This window comes from Pseudacidovorax sp. DMC4, assembly GCF_056314265.1.
On the sequence record NZ_JBQUYR010000018.1, the window covers coordinates 26325 to 43940 of the forward strand.

At 65.1% G+C, this 17616-nt stretch carries 15 protein-coding genes; 12 read left to right on the forward strand and 3 right to left on the reverse strand.

Annotated features, from left to right (window positions below):
* Positions 1-2: 2 nt before the first annotated feature.
* From ACT54X_RS25880 to ACT54X_RS25925, 10 genes are all read left to right on the forward strand, one after another.
* Positions 3-788, forward strand: coding sequence for a Stp1/IreP family PP2C-type Ser/Thr phosphatase (locus ACT54X_RS25880; RefSeq protein WP_294376497.1), 786 nt, complete (start codon positions 3-5; stop codon positions 786-788).
* A 97-nt stretch (positions 789-885) separates the two neighbouring features.
* Entirely contained in the window at positions 886-1545 is a 660-nt protein-coding gene (locus ACT54X_RS25885; RefSeq protein WP_017761549.1) for an FHA domain-containing protein, read from the forward strand.
* Positions 1546-1576: 31 nt separating this feature from the next.
* On the forward strand, positions 1577-3718 hold the full coding sequence (locus ACT54X_RS25890; protein ID WP_476349458.1) for a CHASE2 domain-containing protein: 2142 nt from the start codon (positions 1577-1579) through the stop codon (positions 3716-3718).
* Positions 3719-3911: 193 nt separating this feature from the next.
* Positions 3912-4736 carry an MBL fold metallo-hydrolase gene (locus ACT54X_RS25895; protein ID WP_294376779.1) on the forward strand — a complete coding sequence of 275 codons (825 nt, stop codon included), beginning with the start codon at positions 3912-3914 and terminating at the stop codon, positions 4734-4736.
* 236 nt (positions 4737-4972) lie between these two features.
* Positions 4973-5443: a pilin gene (locus tag ACT54X_RS25900; RefSeq protein ID WP_476349460.1), complete on the forward strand. Its 471-nt coding sequence runs from the start codon at positions 4973-4975 to the stop codon at positions 5441-5443.
* Positions 5444-5493: 50 nt separating this feature from the next.
* Positions 5494-7401, forward strand: coding sequence for a hypothetical protein (locus tag ACT54X_RS25905; protein WP_476349462.1), 1908 nt, complete (start codon positions 5494-5496; stop codon positions 7399-7401).
* Between the two features lie 9 nt (positions 7402-7410).
* Positions 7411-9060, forward strand: a complete 1650-nt coding sequence (locus ACT54X_RS25910) for an NAD(P)/FAD-dependent oxidoreductase (protein ID WP_476349464.1) — start codon at positions 7411-7413, stop codon at positions 9058-9060.
* A gap of 438 nt (positions 9061-9498) precedes the next feature.
* Positions 9499-10908: a PglL family O-oligosaccharyltransferase gene (locus ACT54X_RS25915; RefSeq protein ID WP_476349466.1), complete on the forward strand. Its 1410-nt coding sequence runs from the start codon at positions 9499-9501 to the stop codon at positions 10906-10908.
* A gap of 145 nt (positions 10909-11053) precedes the next feature.
* Entirely contained in the window at positions 11054-12214 is a 1161-nt protein-coding gene (mnmA, locus tag ACT54X_RS25920) for a tRNA 2-thiouridine(34) synthase MnmA (protein ID WP_294376513.1), read from the forward strand.
* A complete protein-coding gene (locus ACT54X_RS25925; protein WP_294376516.1) occupies positions 12214-12939 on the forward strand; it encodes a 16S rRNA (uracil(1498)-N(3))-methyltransferase in 726 nt (241 codons plus the stop codon). Before mnmA ends, ACT54X_RS25925 begins: the two co-directional genes overlap by 1 nt.
* Before the next feature lie 7 nt (positions 12940-12946).
* Here the strand turns inward: ACT54X_RS25925 and ACT54X_RS25930 are convergent, their stop codons facing one another.
* Positions 12947-13870: a LysR substrate-binding domain-containing protein gene (locus tag ACT54X_RS25930; RefSeq protein WP_294376519.1), complete on the reverse strand. Its 924-nt coding sequence runs from the start codon at positions 13868-13870 to the stop codon at positions 12947-12949.
* Between the two features lie 143 nt (positions 13871-14013).
* Here ACT54X_RS25930 and ACT54X_RS25935 point away from each other — a divergent pair, with 143 nt between their 5' ends.
* A complete protein-coding gene (locus ACT54X_RS25935) occupies positions 14014-15399 on the forward strand; it encodes a M20/M25/M40 family metallo-hydrolase (protein ID WP_476349469.1) in 1386 nt (461 codons plus the stop codon).
* Positions 15400-15404: 5 nt separating this feature from the next.
* On the opposite strand, the gene ACT54X_RS25940 is transcribed toward ACT54X_RS25935, so the two are convergent.
* Positions 15405-15530, reverse strand: coding sequence for a hypothetical protein (locus tag ACT54X_RS25940; RefSeq protein WP_294376523.1), 126 nt, complete (start codon positions 15528-15530; stop codon positions 15405-15407).
* On the opposite strand from ACT54X_RS25940, the gene ACT54X_RS25945 reads away from it, so the two are divergent.
* Positions 15529-15966 carry a YidB family protein gene (locus ACT54X_RS25945; protein ID WP_294376525.1) on the forward strand — a complete coding sequence of 146 codons (438 nt, stop codon included), beginning with the start codon at positions 15529-15531 and terminating at the stop codon, positions 15964-15966. The genes ACT54X_RS25940 and ACT54X_RS25945 overlap by 2 nt on opposite strands.
* Before the next feature lie 81 nt (positions 15967-16047).
* Here the strand turns inward: ACT54X_RS25945 and ACT54X_RS25950 are convergent, their stop codons facing one another.
* Positions 16048-17547: a M20 family metallopeptidase gene (locus tag ACT54X_RS25950; RefSeq protein ID WP_294376526.1), complete on the reverse strand. Its 1500-nt coding sequence runs from the start codon at positions 17545-17547 to the stop codon at positions 16048-16050.
* Positions 17548-17616 lie beyond the last annotated feature (69 nt).

The following is a 17616-nucleotide window of genomic DNA, read 5'->3' on the forward strand; positions in this document are numbered from 1 at the left end:
CCATGGCGCGCCCGGCTGCCATCCTCCAGGACCTCGCCGGGCCGCCCTGGGAGTTCGCCGCGCAGACCGACACCGGCCGGCTGCGTCGCAACAACGAGGATTCCATCGCCTTCGACCCACGCCTGGGTCTGGCGGTGCTGGCCGACGGCATGGGCGGCTATGCCGGCGGCGAGGTGGCCAGCGAGATGGCCGTGGCCTTGCTGCAGGCCTCCATGGGCCGGTGGCTGGCCCAGGCCGGCCACGCGCCCGGCAGCCGGGCGGTCATGAAGGCCTTGCATCAAGGCATCGCTCAGGCCAACCGTGCCGTCTTCAACGCCAGCACAGTCAACCCCGCCCTGCGCGGCATGGGCACCACGCTGGTGAGCGCCGTATTCGGGCCGTGCGGCGCGGTGGTCGGCCACATCGGCGACTCGCGCTGCTACCGGCTGCGGGGCGGCCGCCTGACCGCGCTGACGCGCGACCATTCCTTCCTGCAGGCCCAGATCGACGCCGGCCTCATGACGGCCCAGGAGGCCCTCGCCTCGCCGCATCGCAACCTGGTGACGCGCGCACTGGGCATCGGCGCCGAGGTGGAGGTGGATCTGCTGCACGAGCCCGCGCAGCGCGGCGACCTGTACCTGCTGTGCTCGGACGGCCTGACCGACATGGTCACCGACGAGCAGCTCGTGTCGCTGCTGACCCCCGACATCCCGCTGGCCGACAAGGTCGCCCTGCTGATCACGGTGGCCAACGACAACGGCGGCAAGGACAACGTGTCGGTCATCCTGGCACGCTTCGGCGGCCATTGACCGCCCATGTCATCCGAAAGGTTGCGGGCCTGCCCGCTCGCGGTTACAAATTGATGTCCTGCGCCTGCGCGCCCGTCCGGTCTGAGGAGTGTCGGCCATGCCGAAATTGGTAGTTGCCATCGATGGCGTCGTGCTGAAGGAAGTGCCCCTGCTCAAGGAACGCACCACGCTCGGTCGGCGCCCCTACAACGACATCGTCATCGACAACCTCGCCATCAGCGGCGAGCACGCGGTGCTGCACAAGATCGGCAGCAGCGTGTACCTCGAGGACCTGGACAGCACCAACGGCACCTACGTCAACTCGCGGGCCATCCGCAAGCAGGTGCTGGAGCACAACGACCTGATCGAGGTCGGCAAGTACAAGATCCGCTACCTGCAGACGGCGGAGATCGACGAAGGCGCACACCTGCGCATGACCGCCACCGCACCGCTGCACGACTCGCGACCCATGCCGTTGACCGAGGGCGAGACGGTGCCGGCGGCGCTGGAAGGCGGCAGCGGGGCGCAGGCCTGCATCCGCATCCTCAGCGGATCGGCGGCGGGCCACGAGATCGTGCTGCGCAAGGTAGTGACCACCATCGGCAAGCCCGGCGTGGCGGTGGCGGCCGTCACCCGTCGCCTGCAGGGCTATGTGGTGGCACCCGTGGACGGCAGCGCCACGCTCAATGGCGAGACACTCCAGCCGCGCGCGGCGGCCCTGCAGGACGGCGACATCCTGGAGCTGGGCGGCACCCGCATGCAGTTCGTGCTGGGCTGAGGGCCCGGACGTCAGGGCACCGAGCCACGGCATGGGACCGGGAAGGCTGTTGCGCGGCCTTCGGGGCCATGGCTGGCGCATCGCGATCACCCTGCTGCCCCTCCTCGCCGGGCTGGCCCACACGGCAGGGTTGCTGCATCTGCCTGGCGTGGATCGGCTCGATGCCCAGCTGCAGGACGCCCGGCTGCGCTGGCACGCCCCGCGCGGCATCGACCCCCGCATCGTCATCGTCGACATCGACGAGCCCAGCCTGAAGGCCTTCGGCCAGTGGCCCTGGAGCCGCGAGCGGCTGGCCCGCCTGACGCAGGAACTGACGCAGCGCCAGCAGGTGCGCGTTCTGGCCTTCGACATGGTGTTCGCGGAAGCGGATCGCACCAGCGGACCGGCGCTGGTGCAGGCGCTGGGCGGCCGCTGGCCGGCCGAGCCCGGCTTCGATGCCGAACTCGCCCGCCGCGCATCGGCCCTCGACCCTGATGGCGAATTCGCGCGGGCGCTGGCCGCGGCGCCCGGCCGCGTGGTGCTGGGCGTCCATTTCGACGGCGAGGCTGGCGCCCCGGACCACCCGTCCGCCGCACCCAACGTGCAACCGCCAGCGCCGCTTCTGCCCGCCGACGCACTGGGGCCGGATGCCGCCCGGATTCCGGCCTGGCCCACGCTGGTCGCGAGCCTGCCCGGCCGGACGACGGGCGCCCGACCGGGCTTCATCAACGTCGTCTTCCAACGCGGCCAGGACGGGGTGGTGCGCACCGTACCGCTGCTGGCCCGGCTGGACACCGCGCCCGGCGGCTATTACGAGTCGCTGGCCCTGGCGACCTTCCGGGCCGCCACCGGCAGCGCGCCACCGGTGCTGCGGCTCGCCACGGCGCCGGGGGCGTCCCCGCGGCTCGTCGCCCTGGGGCTGCAGACCGCCAGCGGCCGCCTGGACGTGCCGGTGGGCACCGACGGCGGCCTCGTCGTCCCCTACCGGCGCTCTGGCGAGGACGCGGGGCCGCGGTTTCGCTATGTCTCGGCCCGCGACGTGCTGGAAGGCCGCCTGCCGCCTGCGGCCTTGCGGGACCGCATCGTCCTGGTCGGCGCCAGCGCCGCCGGCCTGCAGGACCTGCGCGCCACACCCATCGCCGCGGCCCTGCCGGGGGTGGAAGTGCATGCCCATGTGCTCTCCGGCCTGCTCGACCGGCGCCTGCCGCATGTGCCCGACTACGCGCCGGGCTATGCCTGGGCCAGTCTGGTCGTGATCGGCCTGCTGCTGGTTCTGGGCGTGACCCGGCGCTCGGCCGCCGCCGGCTTCGCCATCGGGCTGGGGGCCTGCGGCGGGCTGCTGCTGCTCAATGACCTGCTCTACCGCCATGGCGGCCTGGTGCTGCCCCAGGCCGCCGCGCTGCTGGCCGGCGCCGTGGGCCTGCTGCTCAGCATGAGCTGGGGCTACTTCGTGGAAAGCCGCAAGCGCCGGGGACTGATGCGCCTGTTCGGCGCCTATGTCCCGCCGCAGCTGGTGGACGACATGGCCCGCGAGCCGCACCGCTACAGCATGCGGGCCGAAAGCCGGGTGCTCACCATCATGTTCTGCGACATGCGGGGCTTCACCCACCTGGCCGAGCACATGGCGCCCACGACCTTGCAGGCCCTGCTGCACGAGGTCTTCACCCGCTTCACCGAGATCGTCAACCGGCATGGCGGCACCGTCGACAAATACATGGGCGACTGCCTCATGGCCTTCTGGGGCGCACCGGTCGCGCAGGCCGACCATGCCGCGCGGGCGGTGCATGCCGCGCAGGACATCGTCGCCGCGCTGCCCGCGCTCAATGCGCAGCACGAGGCGGCTGGCCTGCCCGCGGTGGCCATCGGCATCGGCCTCAACACCGGCCCGGTGGTGGTCGGCAACATGGGCTCGGCGCTACGCCGCAGCTACACCGTGATCGGCGACGCCGTGAACCTCGCCGCGCGGCTGGAAGGCCTGTGCACGCCCCATGGCGTGCCCATCGTCGTCGGCGAGAACACCCGCGCGCTGATGCCGGATGCGCCCTGGCGCGAACTGGGCGAGGTGCAGGTGCGCGGGCGCCAGCGGGGCGTGCGCATCTACACGCCCGAGGGGCCCGCGCCGGCCAGGCCGCCTGCCGCCGCTCCGGTGCACCGGGGGCACGCTGGGGGCTCTCGCCCACCGGCGCCGGCCTGAACTGCAAATTAGTGACAACCAATCCTGTGCGGCCCCGACGAACAGGCATACTCGCGCCCCGGCGCGGCGTGACGGAAGTCCTTTGCGCCGCAGCAACCGACGCCTTAGCCTGCACTGTCCGCGGGCGAGCCGGCCTGCCGCGGTGCCCGCCCGGCTCCATCGCCTCCTTTATTCAGAGCTCTTCATGAACAGCCTGCAGGTGCGTGTTCTGGGCTGCTCCGGCGCCATCGCCCGGGGCGCACGGACCACCTCCTTCCTGATCGACGACGACCTCCTGGTCGATGCCGGCACCGGCGTCGGCGACCTGTCCCTGGAAGAGATGGCGCAGATCGACGACGTGGTGCTGACCCACTCGCACCTGGACCACATCGCGGCCCTTCCCCTGATGGTGGACGCGGTCGCCAGCCTGCGCCGCCGGCCGCTGCGGGTGCACGGGCTGCGCGCCACGTTGCAGGTGCTGCGGGCGCATGTGTTCAACAACCTGGTCTGGCCGGACTTCACCGCCCTGCCCAGCAGCGATGCGCCGCTGGTCCACTTCGTCGAGTTCGACGTCGGCCAGAGCCTGATGCTCGGCCGCCGCGCGCCCAAGGTGGTGGAGGTGCTGCCCGCCGTGCACACCGTGCCCGCCTGCGGCTTCGCCGTGCGGCGCGCGGACGGCCATTCGCACTGGGTCTACAGCGGTGACACCGAGCGCAACAAGCCCTTCTGGCGCCGGATCAACCAGATGGACGTGGGCGCCCTCGTGATCGAGACCGCCTTCAGCACGCGCGAGCGCCAGCTGGCCGAACGCAGCCTGCACCTGTCGCCCCCCACCTTGGTGGAAGAGCTGGCGCAGATGTCCCCCATGGCCCGCTACCCCGTCTACGTGACGCACACCAAGCCGGCCGCCGCCGCCGAGATCATGGCCGAGGTCAACGCCCTGGTGGGCCAGTTGCGGCTGTGGGACCGGATCGAACTGCGCTGGCTGGAGGCGGGGCAGACGATTGAGGTGCACGGCGCGGGGCATCCGCGCAGCTGAGGCCTGCAGGCCCGGCCTCCGCGGAGGCGCAAGGGGCGACCAAAGCTGTCACCGCCAGCGACTCTGACTTTTTTGTCACTCGGAAACAGTTGTTTACAAACAAGAAGTGTCAGACTGTGTGGCCTGAGTGTGAACTTTTAGGCGCATTCAAGGCAGGCGGCCGCATGGCACGCGGTCTGCAAAGAGAAGGCACGACCGGGGCAGTACCCGGACCGCTTTCAACCTGGAGTCTGACCATGAACCGTCGCACCATCGCCCGCACCGCCCAGAAGGGCTTCACCCTTATCGAACTGATGATCGTCGTGGCGATCATCGGCATCCTGGCCGCCGTCGCGCTGCCCGCCTACCAGGACTACACCGTGCGCGCACGGGTGTCGGAAGCGATGGTGCTTGGCTCGGCAGCTAAGACGCTGGTCGGCGAGAACGCCGCCAACGCTGCGTCCAGTCTGAGCCTTGGCTTCGACTCTACGTCTGTATCTTCAACGAAGAATGTCAGTTCCATGACCATCGACGGTAGCAGTGGTCTTATCACCATCGTCACAACCGCGGCAGCTGGTAGCGTCACTCTCAAATTGACGCCCCAATCTAACGGAACTGCGATCGCAGCAAATACTCCGCCGACCAAGCAAATTACCTGGACCTGCTCCACTTCCTCGGACAAGTTCAAATATGTTCCGAGCGAATGCCGTAATGCTTCGCCCACCTGAGAACAGTTAAAATACTAAAGGCCCACGAAAGTGGGCTTTTTTATTTCATCATGAAACAAAAGGTTGATTTTTCGCTTTTGCTTTTGGCAGTCCCCGTATTTTTGCTGAATCATTCATATTCCGGAATTCGGCATGATGGTCTTCTTTACGCGGCACAAGCGCTAAAGAATATCGATCCGGAAATATTTTCTTCCGACCTTTTCTTCAAATATGGATCGCAAGATTCATTTTCTATATTTGGGAAAATATATGGAATCGCGGTAGCTCATCTCGGATTTTCTACGGCATCTGCCATTGGCGTTTCCGTTGCTCAAATTCTGTTTTTTTTGTTCTGCTATCAATTGGTGCAGGCTGTCGTTCCAGAACATTCGCGTGCGCCTGCACTATTGCTAATTTTTGGCTCTTCGAGCGCGTATGGCCACTCGACCATTTTTCATTACGCTGAACCATTTCTCACCGCGAGAACCTATGCAGAAATTTTTGTTCTTCTCGGCATTGTTTTTTTGATACGCCGCCACACATTCCTATCGGTTTTTGCTATCGCCGCTGCCGCCATTATTCATCCCGTAATGGCTTTACCTGGAGTAGTTATTTTTTTTCTGTGGCAATCTCTTGAAGATAAGCGGTGGCTTTGGCTCATCGTCGTTGTACCACTCGCATGGCTCGCCGGACTATTTTCCTTGCAGCCGTTTGATCGATTGCATGTGTATTTGGATAGCGAGTGGCGTGAACTCGTCCACTCGTACAACTACATTTTCATGAGCGATTGGCCTCTGCAAAGTTGGCTTGCGTTGGGTTGCGATTTTGCCATTCTTGGTTTTTGTACCCACTTCAGTACAGCCCAGTCTCGCAAGCTAGCTGCTGTAACTCTAGGTTCGCTAATCACTTGTTGCGCCGCATCATTCGTTGGAGCAGATTTTCTCTCCAACGCTTTTTTTGCCAGTCTTCAGCTATGGCGAATTCAGTGGCTATGCCACATCATAGCTTTGATATTGATTTCGCCGTATTTACTAAGTGCGGTCAAACAGGGAAATTTAGGTAGACTGGCTGCGAGCGTTCTCGTCTATGGACTAATTTTTAAGGACTTGACCACCGGAACTTTGGCAATCCTCATGGGTATTATTTTGCTATTGTTGGTCGAAACAAAAAGATCACCTGATATTTCGAGGACCGTGTTCTTCAGTTGCGCTCTACTGCTCATGCTAGCCGCTTTTTACAACTGGAAGATCGACTTTATTCAAGCTATAAAAGTCCAAAACTATTTGCTGGATGGAACTGAACTGACACTAACCACGAAGCTTGCGATTCTTCTAAAACAACCCTATCTGGCAGCGAGTATATTTATACTATTTTCCTTTTTTTCTTTGCGCGCTGGTGTAATAGGTAAACGCATTTTCATGATATCAATGCTCGTCGTTACGCCGCTTAGTATCGCGGATTGGGATCGCCGTCCAGAAATATCAAAGATCATTGAAGAAACTTCTATCAGTGGGCCACACATATTTCAGGCCTTTGTTCCATCCACGGCAGAGGTCTATTGGCAAGGTGAGGCATTAGCACCTTGGTTGCTGATGCATCGAAAAAGCTATGTAAGCGGGATACAGGCAGCAGGGATTGTGTTCAACCGCGGCACAGCAATGGAACTCGAGCGTCGAAGATCAGTTACAGCACCCTTCGATCTACAAAAGGAAATGTGCGGTTTACTGGATGCGCTACACAATCAGAATGGTCGCTGCACACTGGATATATTGTCCTTGGTTCCTACGTGCGAGGCCGATAGAGCACTCGATTTTGTCGTCACTTCATCACGTATTGAACCGTTTTATCTGAGTGCTTGGACGCCTCCTCTCAGGGATAAAAGCCGAGCAAAAACATACTATTTATACAAGTGTACTCATATATTGCAGCAATATGAGTCAATGAGCGCGGCCGCAAATCATAAACGGTCACAATTTTGAAAGACGAGCATGAATGATCTTGAATTCAACGTTGTTATTATTGGCGCAGGACCTGCAGGCCTGACAGCAGCCTACGAGCTTCAAAAAGCCGGGTTAAAAAATATCTGTGTTCTTGAAACCGATGATCAGGTCGGAGGAATCTCGCGTACTGTAGAGCACCATGGAAATCGTATAGATATTGGAGGACATCGATTTTTCTCCAAATCTGACTGGGTAATGGATTGGTGGAACAGCATTCTTCCACTTGAAAAAATCCAGGACCAGAATATGCGATTCGCGTACCAGGGGCGGGAACGCCAAGGGCTCCCCGGCGCATTGACTGCCAGCAAAGCTTGCTTCATCCAAGCATCCATGCTCATCCGTCAGCGTCAGTCCAGGATTTACTTCAATGGAAAATTCTTCGACTATCCTCTGAAGATCAATTTTTCCACCATTAAAAAGCTAGGATTGAAGAAGACATTTTCATTCGGCATTAGCTATATTCGTGCCCATTTGCGGCCAATCAAGCCTGAAACATCGCTCGAAGATTTTTTTATCAACCGATTTGGAAAGCTTCTTTATCTGCAATTTTTCAAAGAATATACAGAAAAAGTATGGGGCGTTTCCTGCAGCGAAATCAGTGCTGATTGGGGAGCCCAAAGAGTTAAGAGCCTCTCGGTGGGAGGCGCGTTGATCCACGGAATCAAATCGCTTTTTAGAATTGGTTCGCAGCAGGCAAAACAAACCTCGCTGATCGAATCATTCATTTATCCCAAGTATGGTCCAGGACAAATGTGGGAAGAAGTAGCCAAGCGATTTGTTGAGCGAGGCGGAACCTTACTACTCCGTCATACGGCGAGTCGCATCAATATCCAAAGTGGTGCAGTTAGATCCGTCGTCGCGCAAGATAGCGATGGCTCGACAAAAAAAATCAATTGCACCCATTTGATTTCCACGATGCCTGTCAAAGACCTTGTAAGCGCCTCATCGAGTTACTGGAACCCAGAAGTAAAGAAAGTCGCCGAAAACCTGGAGTATCGGGATTTTATAACGGTTGGACTGCTCTACAAGAAGAGTGATCTTTGTGCGGAATTGACCGACAACTGGATATACGTCCAAGAACCGGGATACAAGGTCGGGCGAATTCAGGTCTTTAATAATTGGAGTCCATATATGGTCGCGGATGCTTCCTGCGTCTGGCTTGGACTGGAATTTTTCTGCCGAGAAGACGACGACTTTTGGCCAATGACTGACGATCAAATAAATATGATTGCACAATCAGAAATCAAACGACTGCAGATCGTAAAATCGTCACGCGCACTGGATTTCATCGTACTAAAGGTGCCTAAGGCTTACCCGGGGTATTTTGGCGAATCGTACGAAAGATTCGATGTATTACGCAGTGAAGTTGACAAGATCTCCAATCTTTTCCTGATTGGACGCAACGGCATGCATCGCTACAACAATCAAGATCACTCGATGCTCACAGCGCGGGAGGCGGCACAGCAAATTATCAGTGGAAAGATCAACAAGGAAAAAATCTGGTCCATCAACATCGATGATGAATACCACGAGGAAAAGGAAGTGCCCAAGAAAATCATGGCGTCCGCGCATGACGTGCCTTCTTCAGAAGCCGGAGCTACGATAGAGCAAGCAGGAAACATTTCCATGGCTCGCTGATCTTCGAAGAAATTTCTTCGGGAATTCGACTGCTTTCGAGGATGACGCGGACAAATATAGTTTTCGATTCGACGGCCAAGGAAGGTTTTCAAAGATCTTTTCCGTTTCGACTATTCGGGAGCAGCGTTGATTCTCTATCCTGTGTTCCTATTGCCATTTTTTGGAGGTTTTTCTTTCGCTGCATGGCAGGGCTTGGCAACGGGTTTCTTGTTCTTGTGCTCATTTCTATTAATGGCGCGAAGTCCCGCCTGGGTCAGTGGATGGATGTGGCTGCTTTCAATCGTTGCGGCCTGTCTCGTAGCTCTTGCTGTTAGCGCGAAATATGCACCTTTGATCGGCGCGATTTCGCTGATTTCTGGGGCCTCGCGGCGGGTGCCTCGCTCCTCTCTGGACGTATGGCGCCGCCATGCACTGGGCGCGCTTGTTGGAGTCGGCGTATTGAATGCCGCCGCAGGCCTCCTCCAGTACCACGGGCTCGCCGCCCCCTTGCGCCCCTGGGTCGCCGTCCCCATGGAGCCCATCGGCATGGCCTACGGCAACCTGCGCCAGCGCAACCAGTTCGCCACGCTGCTGAGCATGGGGCTCGTGGCCCTGCTCTGGGCGCATGGCCAGGCGGGCCCCCGCGGACGGCGCGTCCTGATGGCCGCCGGCGCCTTGCTCGTCGCGGGCCTGGCCGCCTCAACATCCCGCACCGGGTTGCTGCAGTTGGGAGTCATCGCCGCCGTGGGTGCGTGGATGGCATGGCACGAGCGCGGGCCGGTCGAATCCGGCGCCGTGGCGCAAGGAGCCGCCCGGCAGCCATTGCTGCCGCACCCCGGCTGGTTCCTGGGCGCCCTGGCGCTCTACGCCCTGCTGTCCTGGGCGCTCCCCTGGTCGGCCGTCATGGTCGCGTCGTTCTTGGCAGGCGGCGGGAGCGCCGGGGCCGACGTCCAGGGCATGCTCACCCGGCTGCGCGAAGGCGCGCCGCCCGGCCACAGCCGCTGGCTGCTGTGGCACAACGTGCTGTGGCTGATCGCCCAGCGGCCCTGGACGGGCTGGGGCTGGGGCCAGCTCAGCCTCGCGCACTACCTGGCCGAATACCCGGGCCCGCGCTTTGTCGAGATCCTGGACAACGCCCACAACCTGCCGCTGCATCTGGCGGTGGAGCTCGGCATTCCGGCCGCGGTGCTGATCTGCGGCGGCTTCCTGTGGATGGTGGCGGCGGCCCGGCCCTGGCAGGAGCGCGATCCCGCCCGGCTGATGGCCTGGGGCGTGCTGGCCATGATCGTGCTGCACAGCCTGGTCGAATATCCGCTGTGGTACGGGCCCTTCCAGCTCGTGTTCGGGCTGTGCCTGGGCATGCTCTGGCCCGGCCGCAGGCGCGCCTGCGACGTGCCGCACGACGCCGGCGCCGGCGCCGCGTCGATTGCCGTCCTGCAGCGCCAGGCCGCCCGCGCGCGGTGGGCGGCCCGCCTGACGGCGGCGGCCCTGCTCGCCGTCGTCGCCTACGCGGGCTGGAGCTACGTGCGCGTCAGCCAGCCCTTCCTTCCGGCGGCAGAGCGGCTCGCCGGCTGGCGTGACGATCCGCTCGCGCAGCTGGATCCGGACGGCCGGGACTGGCTCTTCGCCCGCCAGGCGCGCTTTGCGGAACTGGCGCTGACGCCCCTGACGCCGCAGACGGCTGCGCGCGTGCATGCACTCGCCCAGGCCACACTGGCCTTCTCGCCGGAGCCGCGCGTGGTGGTCAAGCTGATCGACAGCGCGCGCCTGCTGGGGCTGGAGCAGGAGGCGCAGTTCCACCTGGAGCGCCTGCGCGTGGTCTATCCCGAAACCTACGCGCGCTGGCTGGCCGGAAAGCCGCCCGCCTAACCGGGCGCGGCGCGGCACGCCGAGCCGACAGACCCTACCCAAGCCAGAACGTCGATCAGCCTGGGCGCGTCCACGCCCCGAGGCCACCGATCCGCCCGTGCCCCCGCCCAGGCAACGCCCACCGTGGCCAAGGGACAATCGCCGGATGACCAAACATCGGATCGTCGTCGGGCTGTCGGGCGGCGTGGACTCGGCCGTCACGGCGCACCTGCTCAAACAGCAGGGGCACGAGGTCGTCGGCATCTTCATGAAGAACTGGGAAGACGACGACGACAGCGAATACTGCTCGTCGAACGTGGATTTCGTCGACGCCGCCAGCGTGGCCGACGTGCTGGGCATCGAGATCGAGCACGTCAACTTTGCCGCCGACTACAAGGACCGCGTCTTCGCCGAATTCCTGCGCGAATACCAGGCCGGCCGCACGCCCAACCCCGACGTGCTGTGCAACGCCGAGATCAAGTTCAAGGCCTTCCTCGACCACGCGATGCGCCTGGGCGCCGAGAAGATCGCGACCGGCCACTATGCCCGCGTGCGCGCTGTCGACGCCGCCACCGGGCTGGCCTTCGCCGCCGGAGAGCCGGTGCCGGCCTCCGCGCGCTACGAGTTGCTCAAGGGCCTGGACCCCGCCAAGGACCAGAGCTACTTCCTGCACCGACTCAACCAGGCGCAGCTGTCGAAGGCGCTGTTCCCGGTGGGCGAACTGCACAAGACCCAGGTGCGCCAGATCGCCACCGACATCGGCCTGCCCGTGGCCACCAAGAAGGATTCGACCGGCATCTGCTTCATCGGCGAGCGGCCTTTCCGGGAGTTCCTCAACCGCTACATCAGCAAGGCACCGGGCCCGATCAAGGACGAGCGCGGCCGCAAGCTGGGCGAGCACCACGGCCTGTCCTTCTACACGCTGGGCCAGCGCCAGGGCCTGGGCATCGGCGGCATCAAGGAAAAAGGCGCACAGCGCGGCGGCGGCGAGCACGCACCGTGGTTCGTCGCCCGCAAGGACGTGGAGGCCAACACGCTGTGGGTGGTGCAGGGCCATGACCATCCCTGGCTGCAGTCGCGCGCGCTGCTGGCGGCCGACGCGAGCTGGGTGGCCGGCGCGCCGCCCGCCGCAGGCACCTACGGCAGCAAGACCCGCTATCGCCAGGCCGATTCGCCCGCGCTGCTGCAGGCCCTGCCCGAAGCCCGCTTCCAGCTGGTGTTTCCGCAGCCGCAATGGGCGGTCACGCCCGGCCAGTCGGCCGTGCTGTACGACGGCGAGGTCTGCCTGGGCGGCGGCGTGATCGACGCGGCAGAGGGCGCACGCTGATGCCGCGCATCCATTGCGCCACGCCCCTGGCCAGCGGCCAGTCGCTGGGCCTGCCGCCCGGCGCCGCCCGCCACGTGCAGGTGCTGCGGCTGCAGCCCGGCGACGGCATCACGCTGTTCGACGGCCGCGGCGGCGAGTTCGAGGCCACGGTCGAGCGCATGGGCCGCAACGATGTCGACGTGCGTGTGGGCGCCCACCACACGGTCGAGCGCGAGGCCGCGCTGGCCGTGCACCTGGCCGTGGGCATGCCCGCCAACGACCGCATGGACTGGCTGGTCGAAAAGGCCACCGAACTCGGCGTGGCCAGCATCCAGCCGCTGCAGACGGCCCACGGCGTGCTGCGCTTGGCGGGCGAGCGGGCACAGAAGAAGCAGGACCACTGGCAGGCCGTGGCCGTGGCCGCCTGCGAGCAGTGCGGCCGCAACCAGGTGCCTGCGGTGCATCCGGTGCGCGACCTGGGCACCTGGCTGGACGGGCTGGGCGCGGATGCGCCCGCCGCCCGCCATGTGCTCGGCTTCGGCGACGAGGCGCAGCCGCTGGGCCGCGGGGCGCCAGCGGGGGGCAGCGCGCTGTTCCTCAGTGGCCCCGAGGGCGGACTCAACCCGCAGGAAGAGGCCCGGGCCCGCGCCAGTGGCTTCGTGCTGACCACCCTGGGCCCGCGCATCCTGCGTGCCGAGACGGCGCCGCTGGCGGCGCTGGTGCACCTGCTGGCCGTGGCCGGCTGAGCCGGCTTCACCGGCCGCCCGGCGGCGGGATGCCCTGCGACTCCTCGGCCACCTGCGCATCCAGCCAGGCGCCGAAGGCCTGCACGGTCGCGTCTCCCGCCCGGTGCGGTGCCACGAACAGGCTGTAGCCGCGCGGCCCGTCTCCCTCGAAGGGATGGGCCAGGCACAGTTCGGCACTGGCCAGCTCGCGCGCCACGCCGTAGCGCGGCAGCAGGCCGATGCCCAGGTCGGCGCGCACCGCCTCCAGCACCATCGAGAACAGATCGAAGCGGTGGCCCACCATCGCGTTCGCCGGAGGCCGGGCGATGCCAGCTTGCGCGAACCAGGCCTGCCAGGCGCCCAGGCGCGAGCTGAGCTGCAGCAGCGGCACGTCGCGGAAGTCGCCCTGGGCCACCGCGGCACGCCAGCGCGACCGCGGTGCGCACACCACGACCACCCGCTCGGCGCGCAGCGGCCACACGGCCGCACCGGGCCAACTGGCGTCGTCGTACTGCAAGGCGACGTCGAAATGGGGCTCGTCCATGTAGACCTGCGTGGGAAAGACCTGCAGATGCACGCTGCAGGCCGGCTGCTCGGCCAGGAAGCCCGGCAGCCGTGGAAGCAGCCAGCGCTCGGCCAGCATGGGCACGGCGCCCACCAGCAGCCGCTCGCCGTCGGGGCGCTGGGCCATGGCCTCGAGGGTGTGGTTCTCCAGCCGCAGCAGGTCGCCGGCCACCTGCGCGTGATAGCGCCGGCCCGCCTCGGTGAGCAGCGTGCCCCGGGCACTGCGCTGCACGAGGCGTACGCCCAGTTGCAGCTCCAGCAGGCGCAACTGCTGGCTGACGGCACTGTGCGTCAGGCACAGCTCCTCGGCGGCCTTGCCCACGCCGTGACAGCGGGCGACGGCGTCGAACACGAGCAGGGCGCGGGTACTGGGAAGGTGCCGGGGCATGTAAGAAAAACTGACGGTGCGGCGGATTAAATCAGAGCGGGGCCTGCATGCAGCCGCCAGAATTTCCGCCGACCCGCGGCACCCGGTCAGCCTGATGACAGGTGCCGCATCCCCCCGCCCCGATTGCCCTCCAACCGACGCCCATGACTCGCCCCTCTTCGAACCGGCCCCCCATGCCACGCCTGCGGCCGCTCGCCTCGCTGCTCGCCCTGTCCCTTGCCTTTGCCGGCGCCTCGGCGGCCTGGGCCCAGTCCTTCGCCGCCATCGCCCCCACGCCCGCCCAGGTGCGGCCGGCGGTGGACCAGGCCTACACGCAACTGCTGTCGGCCCCGCAGATCCAGGCGCTGATGGAGGCGGTCAAGGCCGACCATGCGCGCTCCATCGACGACCTGAAGATGCTCACCGAGATCGAGGCGCCGCCCTTCAAGGAGCGCCCGCGCGCCGAGGCCTTCCTCGCGCGCATGAAGGCCCTGGGCCTGGCGGACGCCCGCATCGACAGCGAAGGCAACGTCGTCGGCCTGCGCAAGGGCAGCGGCCAGGGGCCCAAGCTGCTGATTTCGGCCCACCTCGACACCGTCTTCCCCGCCGGCACCGACGTCAAGGTCAAGGAGCGCGACGGCCGCCTGTATGCGCCGGGCATCTCCGACGACACGCGCGGCCTGGCGGTGTTGCTGTCCTGGCTCAAGGTGCTGAACGACCAGAAGATCCAGACCGTTGGCGACCTGCTCTTCGTGGGCAACGTGGGCGAGGAAGAACTCGGCAACCTCCGCGGCATGAAGCACATCTTTGCCGAGCACCGCGACATCGACGGCATGGTCGGCCTGGAGCCGGCGCCGGACGGCACCGTGCTGATCCTGGGCACCGCCAGCCACCGCTACGAGGTCAACTTCAAGGGCCCGGGCGGTCACAGCTACGCCGCCTTCGGCCAGGTGCCCAGCGCCATCCACGGCATGGGCCGCGCCATCGCCAAGATCGCCGAGGTGCGCACGCCCACCTTCCCCAAAACCACCTTCACCGTGGGCACCGTCGGTGGCGGCACCTCGGTCAACACCATCGCGCCGGATGCGCGCATGGCCGTGGACATCCGCTCGGACCAGATGGATTCGCTGCTGTCCACCGAGAAGAAGATCCTCGCTGCCATCGACGAAGCCGTGGCCGAGGAAAACAAGCGCTGGAACGTCGAGACCCTCACCGTGCAGACCAAGCTGATCGGCGACCGGCCGGGCGGCCGCACGCCGTCGGACTCGGTGATCGTGGAAGCGGCCACGCGTGCCAACGCCTCCTTCGGCCACAAGACGCTGCTGACGGGCGCCAGCACCGACGCCAACGTGCCGATGGCGCTGGGCATTCCGGCCATCATCGTGGGCGGCGGCGGCAAGACGGGCGGCTTCCACGCGCTGAGCGAATGGATCGACCTGACCGACGGCTGGAAGGGCGCGCAGAACTCCCTGGCCACGGTGCTGGGCCTGGTGGGCGTCCAGGGCGTGACGCCGCCGCTGCTGGAAAAGCGGCCGCCGCGCGCGCCGTGATTGCGTCAAATCCAGTGTCCAAAAGGTGAATTACGCACGGCTTCGCTGAAAAAGCGGCGCCGTTCCGCGAAGAACACGAGGCTGCCCTGAACAATGGCGGCCTCGTTTTCATTTCGCAGGGAAGAAGCCATGGGCTTGCTCGATTCCGTCCTCGGCCAGGTGCTCAACAGCGGCGCACCGGCACCGCATTCGCCGGGCAGCGATCCGGTCGCCATCTTCGGCAGCCTGCTGCAGGAAAGCGGCGGTGTGGGTGGCTTGGTGCAGAAGCTGCAGCAGGCCGGCCTGGGGGACGCCGTAGGTTCGTGGATCGGCACCGGCCAGAACCAGCCCGTGTCGCCCGACCAGGTGCACGGCGCGCTGGGCCAGGACGTGATCGGCGCCGTGGCGCAGAAGCTGGGCCTGAACGTGCAGACGCTGCTGCCGCTGCTGGCGACGCTGCTGCCGGTGCTCATCGACCGCCTGACGCCGCACGGCCGGTTGCCGGATCAGGAGCCGTCGCTGTCGGCCGGCGCGGGCGGGCTGGGCGATCTGCTCGGAGCGCTGGGCCCGCTGCTCGGCCGACGGTAAACGGCGGTCCGGCCCGATCAGTCGGCCGGCGCACGCCAGCGCCCGGGCTGAACGCCCGGCCACATCGGCAACAACCTCGCTTCAGGCCGCCTGTTCGGCCGCGTGCTTGGCCGGCATCGCGGCCATCACCTGCGCGACGGCGGCCGTCAGCCGCTTGGCATAGGGCACGTGCAGGAACTCGTTGGGCCCGTGCGCGTTGCTCTTCGGACCGAGCACGCCGCACACCATCATCTGCGCCTTCGGGAAGCCGGCGCTCAGCATGTTCATCAGCGGAATCGTGCCGCCCTGGCCGATGTAGCCGCAGGGCGCGCCGAAATGGGCCTGGCTGGCAGCGTCCAGCGCCTGCTGGAACCACGGCACCATGGCCGGCGCGTTCCAGCCGGTGGCGCCGCCACCGGACTCGAAGGTCACCTTGGCCTGGTAGGGCGCGTTGTCCTCCAGCAGCGCCTTCAGCTCCTGCACCACCTGCGCCGCCTCCACCAGCGGCGGCAGGCGCAGCGAGAGCTTGAAGGCCGTGTAGGGCCGCAGCACGTTGCCGGCATCCTTCAGCGCAGGGAAGCCCTCGGCGCCCGTCACCGACAGCGTCGGCCGCCAGGTGCGGTTGAGCAGCGCCTCCACCGGATCGGTGGTGGTCGGCAGCGCGAAGGCGGTGGCGCCGCCGCAGTCGTAGTGCGCCCAGGGGAAGCGCTTGTAGACCTCGTCGCCCAGGATGGCCGCCGTGGCCTTGGCCTGGGCCAGACGTTCGGCGGGCACCTCGCAGTGGAAGCTGGCGGGCAGCAGGCGGCCGGTCTTGCTGTCCTCCAGCCGGTCCAGCACCTGCCGCATGATGCGGAAGCTCGACGGCACCAGGCCCGAGGCGTCGCCCGAATGGATGCCCTCGGTGAGGATCTCCACCTTCAGTGTGCCGCCGGCCAGGCCGCGCAGCGAGGTGGTGAGCCAGAGCTGGTCGTAGTTGCCGGCGCCCGAGTCCAGGCAGACCACCAGCGCCACCTCGCCCAGGCGGCTGCGCAGCGTGTCCACGTAGGGCAGCAGGTCGTAGGAGCCCGATTCCTCGCAGGTCTCGATCAGGCCGACGATGCGCGGATGGGCCACGCCCTGCGCCTTCAGCGCCTGGATGGCCGCCACGCTGGCGTAGATGGCGTAGCCGTCGTCCGCGCCGCCACGGCCGTAGAGCAGGCCGTCCTCGTACTTGGGCGTCCAGGGGCCGAGGTCGCGGCGCCAGCCGGTGAACTCGGGCTGCTTGTCCAGGTGGCCGTACATCAGCACGGTCTCGTTCATCGACGTGCCGCTGGCGGGCAGCTCGAAGAACAGCACCGGGGTGCGGCCTTCCAGGCGCACGATCTCCAGCCTGAGGCCCTTGACCTTCTGCGCCTCGACCCAGGTGGCGGCATTGCGCAGCACCGTCTCCAGGTAGCCGTTGGCCGACCAGTCCGGATCGAAGCCCGGCGACTTGGCCGGAATGGCGATGTAGTCGCTGAGCTGGCGGACGATGTCGCCATCCCAGCGGGCGGTGACGTCGGCCAGAGCGCGCTCGGTGTCGAGCAGGCCAGCGGGAATTTCTTTGTGCAAAGGGGCGTTCATCGGCGTTTCTCCTTGGGGGCGCGTGGCCGGGGCAGTCGATCCATTTTGCGCCGGGATGCCCCCCGGCGT